At 38.1% G+C, this 6887-nt stretch carries 6 protein-coding genes; 3 read left to right on the forward strand and 3 right to left on the reverse strand.

Translation table 11 applies throughout. The annotated features are described in order from the left end of the window. Window positions 1–214 precede the first annotated feature (214 nt). Both H6F62_RS20035 and chlP read right to left on the reverse strand, forming a co-directional pair. Entirely contained in the window at window positions 215–418 is a 204-nt protein-coding gene (locus tag H6F62_RS20035) for a hypothetical protein (RefSeq protein WP_190372811.1), read from the reverse strand. A 334-nt stretch (window positions 419–752) separates the two neighbouring features. Next, the gene (gene chlP, locus H6F62_RS20040; protein ID WP_137907027.1) at window positions 753–1973 is read right to left on the reverse strand and encodes a geranylgeranyl reductase; all 1221 of its coding nucleotides are present in this window, start codon (window positions 1971–1973) and stop codon (window positions 753–755) included. Between the two features lie 203 nt (window positions 1974–2176). Here chlP and H6F62_RS21125 point away from each other — a divergent pair, with 203 nt between their 5' ends. From H6F62_RS21125 to H6F62_RS20050, 3 genes are all read left to right on the forward strand, one after another. Then, a complete protein-coding gene (locus H6F62_RS21125; protein ID WP_242026090.1) occupies window positions 2177–2593 on the forward strand; it encodes a hypothetical protein in 417 nt (138 codons plus the stop codon). Between the two features lie 171 nt (window positions 2594–2764). After that, window positions 2765–3379, forward strand: a complete 615-nt coding sequence (locus H6F62_RS21130; RefSeq protein ID WP_236097067.1) for a DnaJ domain-containing protein — start codon at window positions 2765–2767, stop codon at window positions 3377–3379. Between the two features lie 466 nt (window positions 3380–3845). After that, a complete protein-coding gene (locus H6F62_RS20050) occupies window positions 3846–5294 on the forward strand; it encodes a glycoside hydrolase 100 family protein (protein WP_137907028.1) in 1449 nt (482 codons plus the stop codon). A 19-nt stretch (window positions 5295–5313) separates the two neighbouring features. Here the strand turns inward: H6F62_RS20050 and H6F62_RS20055 are convergent, their stop codons facing one another. Beyond that, on the reverse strand, window positions 5314–5451 hold the full coding sequence (locus H6F62_RS20055; protein WP_190372812.1) for a hypothetical protein: 138 nt from the start codon (window positions 5449–5451) through the stop codon (window positions 5314–5316). Between the last annotated feature and the right edge of the window lie 1436 nt (window positions 5452–6887).

A 6887-nucleotide genomic window follows, 5' to 3' on the forward strand; every position in this document is an offset into this window, starting at 1 on the left:
GTTGACAGTTGACAGTTGACAGTTGACAGTTGACAGTTGACAGTTGACAGTTGACAGTTGACAGTTGACAGTTGACAGTTGACAGTTGACAGTTGACAGTTGACAGTTGACAGGAAACAAGACGCAAAAAAACCGCGAAAAATTTGTTTTTTAGGTGTTGACAAAGGATTTGAAATATGTTATTATCACCTTGATAAGGAAGAACTATCTGAAATTAGGTGACAGTTGACAGTTGACAGGAAACAGCCAAATAGTAGGGTGTGTTAGCGACTAGTAACGCACCGTTGTTAAAGACTTTTGGTGTAGCATAGCGATAGCGAAGTGCTGCTGCAAGCAGTTCGCTATATAATATAGTAACGCACCATTTTAAATCATTATCCTGTACATCCTTGCATCCTGGATATCCTGATTCTGACAAAATTGACAAAGGATTTGAAAAATGTTATCCTCATCTTGATAAGGAAGAACTATCTTAAATTTAAAAGTAGGTGTGTTAAGTAGGTGAACGGAAAAAAACCGATACAAGTAACGAAAAGTAAAGTTGCCCAGTTAAGAGTTAAGAGTTCCCAGTTAAGAGTTAAGAGTTCCCTTCTCATAACGACAATTTTTAACGCCAACCTACTTAGCGACAGTGTAACCCACCATTTTAAGTAATTTACATTTTGCGTCTCTGCGTGAGAAAAAAAATATGTAATTTATTCACCCAAAAAAAGAAGCCCAGAAACGAATTTCGGGCTTCTGATTTCTTATATTTAAGGTGCAAGGGCGTTACCACGAATTAAACTACCAATGGTTTTAGCGGTAATTTTTAATTGGGTAAAGGGGTTAGCAGGAACTACAGTTTTATAAAGATAACTGTCAAAAGTTAGCTTTTGTACGTCCATATCATCACACATTTCTACAAATGCTTCCCGGGTAGCATCGGAACGATAGAAGACGGTTTGTAGAATGTCTAAGACTTTGTAAGTGAGTCCGTATTTCTTATCCCAACGTTTGAGGTAAAGTTTTAAATCTCGTTCTGTAGGTATCCGCGCTCCATTGTTGGAAGTTTCGACAATGGTTTCTGCACACATTCTCCCAGATTTGGCCGCAAAGTAAATACCTTCACCGGAGGATTTAGTGACATAACCAGCAGCGTCTCCTACTAAAGCAATGCGTCCCACAACGCGACGGGGACGGGGATGTTCGGGTATGGGGTGGGCTTCTACTTTGATGATTTTACCACCGGCTAGTTTTTCAGAAGCACGGGCGCGAATACCTGCTTGTAATTGTTTAATACTGGCTTTGTTAACTTGCATTGTGCCAGTACCTACCGCTACGTGATCATATTTGGGAAATACCCAAGCGTAGAAGTCGGTAGAAACATCGTCACCAACGTACATTTCCGCCAGGTCATTATAATAGGCCATTTTATCTTGGGGAAGACGAATGCGTTCTTGGAAAGCGATCGCATAATTATAATCTCCAGCACCCATATCCTTAGCAATGCGGGAATTTGCGCCGTCCGCACCAACGATTAAATCCACCTTGAGGCTTTTAGTCACGCCCTCGGACCCGTCTCCTGTATGGTCAACATAATGGATGGTATAGGGGTCAGTATTGTTCCCAGGAATATCAACCTTATGAACAGTGGCGTTAATTAAATTCGCCCCTAATTTGGCCGCCCGGTTTCGCAAGAAACCATCTAGCACTTCTCGGCGGCACATTCCTATATATTCGTCTTCATTTATCAAATTGATATCAACCTCACGATTAGAGGGAGAAATCATTTTCATTTTCCGTACCCGACGGTCAATAATTTCTGGAGGTAAATCAAACTCATTCACCATACAGAGGGGAATAGCACCCCCACAAGGTTTGGCGTTATCTAATTTCCGCTCAAACAAGTATGTTTCGATTCCAGCTTTCGCTAAAGTTTCAGCAGCGCATGAACCCGCAGGTCCAGAACCAACAACAGCAACCCGTAGTGTCAAAGGTTTTCTCCTAATTATCAATATTTTCCCAAAGTATCCTATCACGGACTTTTAGCTGGCCTCCCCCCTTAGCCTGGGGTTTTCACACAAAATACAATATTCCTTAATATTTCGTCATCAAAATGGCATATTTTATGTAGAGTTACTATCTCAGGACTTACACAAAACAAAACGACACGAGAGTGAGGGCAATTTTCCGGTATATGAAACCAATATCCCAACCAGGTGCAATATTTATGACCACAGGAACGTTAACAGGTGCAACTATTTCCTCCACTGTGGGTGGTATGGGAATAGGTGCGGCTTCTGTAACGGCTGCGGGTGCTGTTATTAGCGCTGCTGCTTATGGTGCTTTTGAGGGAATGAGAACAGGGGATACAGTAGCTTTTGGTGCCATGGGTATTGGTGCTATGAGTGGTTTTGGGATTTCTCATATAATCGGTAATATGGGATTTGTCGCGCCTAAAGTTGGGTTAGCATTCGGTATTGGTACTGTACCCATAGCGGGAATTGGTGCAGTTTTAGGACTTGCTGCTTATGGTGTGGCTAAATTATTAAATGATTCTGAATTTCAAGAAACCCCCATGCAGCTTTTTGAACGTATGGAAGAGAAAATTTGACAAAATGATGATGATCATGATCATTATCATTATCTTGCAGCGTTACTAAAGTTATCTGGTGATGATCTTCATGGCAAATTTACGGACTTAGAAATTGATGATGAGTTAGAAAAATTAAAGGCAAAGATAAATAGTCAAACTGCAAAAAATGAACCCCATAAAATATTAACTATGGCTTCTCAAACAATGGGAAATTGGCAATGTGTAAAAACTCTCAAAGGACACACAGCTAAAGTGAATAGTGTAGCTATTCATCCTAATAATAAAACTTTGGTGAGTGGTAGTAATGACAGACAAGTTAATTTATGGAATTTGCAAACTGGCAAATGTCTTTATATTTTTTCTGGACAAGCGGAAGCTGTTTTATCTGTGGCTATTATTGCTATTCACCCAGATGGTAAAATTGTTGCTAGTAGTAGTCAAGAGGGAATTATCAAACTTTGGAATTTTCAAACTGGGGCATTATTGGCAACTATTTCTGGTTTTAGTCCCCTAGTTTTTAGTCTAGATGGTACAATGCTGATTAGTGGTGATCAAGGTGGGACTATCAAGATTTGGCAACTTGACAGCAGCGATAATTTACCATTAATTGGGGAATGGTGGGAAATTTTAGGCGTAGAACCGAAAACTCACCCCAAAGATGTCAAACTGGCCTATCTGAGATTAGCTAAATTATATCATCCTGATATTAACAGTTCTGTTAGTGCTAAAACTGCCATGCAAGCAGTTAATCAGGCATATCAAAAGTTTCAGCAGCAATTAAAGACACATAAGACACATAATTGATCATAAAATCAGTGGAAATTTGGAAATTCTGCCCTATAAACTCGATTTTTTCACAGGCTATCAAAGAAAGATAGCTTTATCAGTATTAATAACTAGATTTTTTGAATTTTCTGATTTTTTTGAGTTTTTTTGAATTTTTGTGAATTGTTTATGTTGCATATTTTCAAAAAACGTTATAAATTGTTAAGTTGTAGGGGAATAATATTTTTTTTGATTTCAATAGCAAATTCCTGATCAAGTATGTATACTAAAATTCTGTGATTCTAATACACGGAATGAGGTGTATTTTCAGAAGTTAAGAAAACTGCTAAATACTATGCAGTTAGGTTTTTACATTGACTAAGTTTTAGTATTTTGACTGGATTGATATTTGCTATTTCAAAGTTATGATGAAAATGGCATAAACAATAATTAAAGGTGTATCTACTCCCAAAAAATCTACTATCTAAATGGAGTTAGTCTGGAAATGCAACTAAATAAATTAGAGACAAGTCAAAATATAGAAAATGAAGCATGGCAAGTATTAGAGAATTCAATTCTCTACTACAAAGGTCAGCCTGTAGGTACTGTAGCCGCTTATGATTCATCCGTAGAAGCATTAAATTATGACCAATGTTTTATTCGAGATTTCGTTTCTTCGGCGTTAATTTTTCTGATTAAAGGTAGAACAGATATTGTCAAAAACTTCCTAGAAGAAACATTAAAGTTACAGCCGCAAGAAAAGGCGTTAGATGCCTATAAACCCGGTAGAGGTCTAATTCCAGCCAGTTTTAAAGTCGTTTCTGCTAATGGGGAAGAATTTTTAGAAGCTGATTTTGGTGAACACGCTATTGCTAGGGTGACACCAGTTGATTCTTGTTTATGGTGGTTGATTTTATTGCGGGCTTATGTAGTCGCTACCAATGATTCATCTTTAGCTTATCAACCTCAATTCCAAACAGGAATTAGGTTAATTATGGATATCTGTTTGGCTAATCGTTTTGATATGTACCCAACTCTATTAGTTCCCGACGGCGCGTGTATGATAGATAGACGTATGGGTATTTATGGACATCCTTTAGAAATTCAAGTTCTGTTTTTTGCGGCTTTACGTGCAGCGCGAGAACTGCTAATTTGCCAAGGTAATCAAGATATTATTGAAGCCATTGATAACCGTTTACCTTTATTATGTGGTCATCTTCGTCAGCATTATTGGATAGATATTCATCGTTTGAATGCAATTTATCGGTTTAAAGGAGAAGAATACGGTAAAGCTGCGGTTAATCTTTTCAATATTTATGCAGATTCTTTACCCTATTATGATTTAGATAAATGGCTACCCAGAAAAGGGGGTTATTTTGCGGGAAATGTTGGACCATCACAAATGGATACTCGTTTTTTCACCCTCGGAAACTTAATGGCTGTAATTTCTGATCTTTCTACAGAAGAACAGTCTGAAGCAATTATGAATTTGATTGAAAAAAGATGGGAGGATTTAGTAGGAGATATGCCTATTAAAATCTGTTATCCTGCTTTACAAGGTGAAGAATATCGAGTAGTAACGGGGTGTGATCCAAAAAATATTCCCTGGTCATATCATAATGCCGGAAGTTGGCCTGTTTTAATGTGGATGTTAGCAGCAGCAGCGGTAAAAACCAAAAAACCAGAATTAGCACAAAAAGCCATTGAAATTGCTAAATCTCGACTCAGTGAAGATGAATGGCCAGAATATTATGATGGTAAAAAAGGGAGATTAATTGGTAAACAAGCGAGAAAATATCAAACTTGGACAATTACCGGTTATTTATTAGCGCAGGAATTAATCAATAATCCCAATCATTTATCATTAATTAGTTTTGATGAATTACCCCCAGAAACCATTTCTAGAGCCTGTGAATTTGAAATTGGCAGTATAGATCCTTTCATGAATCATTAAGCTGTACTGCATTTAATTTCTATGATTTTAGCGGGCATCTTGCCCGCACCACAACATGGTGCGGGGTGCGGGGTGCGGGGTGCGGGGTGCGGGGTGCGGGGTTATCTTCTTCATCCTCTTCTTCATACTCCCCACTCTCTAACTCTGTACTCCGCACTCCTTAAGATAGTTCTTCCTTATCAAGATAAGGATAACATATTTAAAATCCTTTGTCAATTTTGTCAGAATCAGGATATCCAGGATTAAAGGATGTACAGGATGAAGATGGGGATTTTATAATGTCAGAATCAGGATATCCAGGATTAAAGGATATACAGGATGAAGATGGGGATTTTCTGATGATGTCAATGATTTAAAATGGTGCGTTACTCTATTATATAGCGAACTGCTTGCAGCAGCGCTTCGCTATCGCTATCCTACACCCAAAATCTTTACCAATGGTGCGTTACGAATACAGCTAACACACCCTATTATATGGCGAACTGCTTGCAGCAGCGCTTCGCTATCGCTATGCTACACACAAATTCTTTACCTAATCGCTAACACACCCTACTCAAAAAGCTATTCCCTGTTCCCTGTCACCTGTCACCTAATTTAAGATAGTTCTTCCTTATCAAGATGAGGATAACATTTTTAAAATCCTTTGTCAATTTTGTCAGAATCAGGATATCCAGGATGAAAGGATGTACAGGATGAAGATGGGGATTTTACAGCAGTTTCCAATATTCACAAAGTACAGATATTAATAATAAAAATCTTGTGGTGCAGGCATCTTGCCTGCACAAAGTGTACCTCACTCAACCTGAACTTACCCTATTATATAGCGAACTGCTTGCAGCAGCGCTTCGCTATCGCTGTGCTACACACAAACCTTTTACCAATGGTGCGTTACGCTGTTGCTAACACACCTTACTATAAATAATTTATGATAGTTCTTCCTTATCAATATTATAATAACATATTTAAAATCTTTTGTCAATACCTGAAAAACAAATTTTTCGCGGTTTTTTTGCGTCTTGTCAACTGTCAACAGTTTCCGATATTCACAAAGTACAGATATTAATGATAAAAATCTTGTAGTGCGGGCATCTTGCCCGCTAAAAATCTACCTCATGAAAATGAAATCTGCTGTATGATGATGTCAATGATTTAAAATGATGCTTTACTATATTATATAGCGAACTGCTTGCAGCAGCGCTTCGCTATCGCTATGCTACGCCGAAAGTGTATACCAATGGTGCGTTACGCTGTCGCTAACACACCCTACTATAAATAATTTAAGATGGTTCTTCCTTATCAAGATAAGGATAACATATTTAAAATCTTTTGTCAACACCTAAAAAACAAATTTTTCGCGGTTTTTTTGCGTTTTGTGATAATTGTAGGTTGGGTTAAGCGACAGCGTAACCCAACAAAGTCCCTAAGTTATTGGGTTGAGAAAACCCAACAAAGCTATTAACTAAATAGGAAAGTACCTCCAAACAGGTTTAAACTCGCATTGGTGCTATTAAATCCAGATGTACCGGATAAAGTCATTAATGATTGACCAGTACCAAAACCAGCATTACCAATAATACCATCTCCAGCCCGCAC

It is taken from the genome of Anabaena sp. FACHB-1391 (assembly GCF_014696755.1).
GTDB classification, from domain to species: domain Bacteria; phylum Cyanobacteriota; class Cyanobacteriia; order Cyanobacteriales; family Nostocaceae; genus Dolichospermum; species Dolichospermum planctonicum.